Here is a 1,036-nt window from a genome sequence, read left to right on the forward strand (position 1 = left end):
GGCCGCACGTAACCACAAGACTGTGGCAGACGGTGTTGCAGCTGCCATGCTTTCGCCTTCCGGCTGTATATCGGCCAGCAGGAGAAGCTGCTCCAGTGTGAGCATTGTTTCCTGTACAGCTGCCGGACTGTTTACACTGGCTTCGACCAGTGGAAGCAGGGAAGACAACACCAGCAGTCCCAGCAGGGCAAAACGGTTGAAACGGTGGAATGTGTCGCGGCTCATCAGCAGCTTGTAGAACAGGTAGAATACGGCCAGGCAGGCGGCGGATTTCAGTATGTAGACTAAAAAGGTTCCCATATCGTTATCTGGTTTTTCTGATTTGTTTCCGATTCATAACCGTCCCTCCTCTACCTTCTGTATCAGCTCCTTGAGCTCTTTCAGCGAAATGTTCTCCTCTTTCACCAGCGATGAAACGGCATCCCGGTAGGAATTGTTGAAGTATTTGCTGATGACACTCCGGAGCGTACGGCGGCTGAAATCATCACGGCTCACGGTGGCATAGTACTGATAAGTGTTGCCATATGCTTTGTGGGAGAGGTAACCTTTCTCTTCCAGTCCGCGTACGATGGTGGACAGGGTATTGAAATGCGGTTTCGGATCGTCATAGAAAGCGAGCATTTCTTTCACAAACAGTGGGCCTTTTTCCCAGAAAAAGCCCATGATTTCTTCTTCTTTTGCAGTCAGTCCTTTCATGATTTTTTTCTTTTTCTGCAAATAACGAAAGTTTTTAGTTGATAAACTAATCTTTGTAGTTAATAATAGCTAAAGAGATAAATTTACTTTCGTTGCAGCTTGATCGTGCGGTCGTTGCGGCTGAATTGTGCGGTCGTTGTGGCTGAATTATGCGGTCGTTGTGGCCTGATCGTGCGGTCGATTATTTTGCATTGACCTGTCAATGCGAAGGTATCGTGCGGTCGTTAAATATCCGGCGATAAAATTTTTTTCCTATGATAAATTTTCTACTTTTGTGGCGTATATCTTGAAATGGGGTTGTATATAGTGTAATAAACCGAATCACTACTGTCCCGTAAAC

The 1,036-nt window shown here is 46.1% G+C and carries 1 protein-coding gene and 1 pseudogene; both read right to left on the reverse strand.

Going from position 1 to position 1,036, the window contains the following annotated elements:
* Nucleotides 1–300, reverse strand: a pseudogene (locus BACCOPRO_RS18140) (TonB-dependent receptor); the annotation flags it as partial.
* A 33-nt stretch (nt 301–333) separates the two neighbouring features.
* Nucleotides 334–696 carry a BlaI/MecI/CopY family transcriptional regulator gene (locus BACCOPRO_RS16635; protein WP_040311633.1) on the reverse strand — a complete coding sequence of 121 codons (363 nt, stop codon included), beginning with the start codon at nt 694–696 and terminating at the stop codon, nt 334–336.
* Between the last annotated feature and the right edge of the window lie 340 nt (nt 697–1,036).

Source organism: Phocaeicola coprophilus DSM 18228 = JCM 13818 (genome assembly GCF_000157915.1).
Lineage (GTDB): Bacteria > Bacteroidota > Bacteroidia > Bacteroidales > Bacteroidaceae > Phocaeicola > Phocaeicola coprophilus.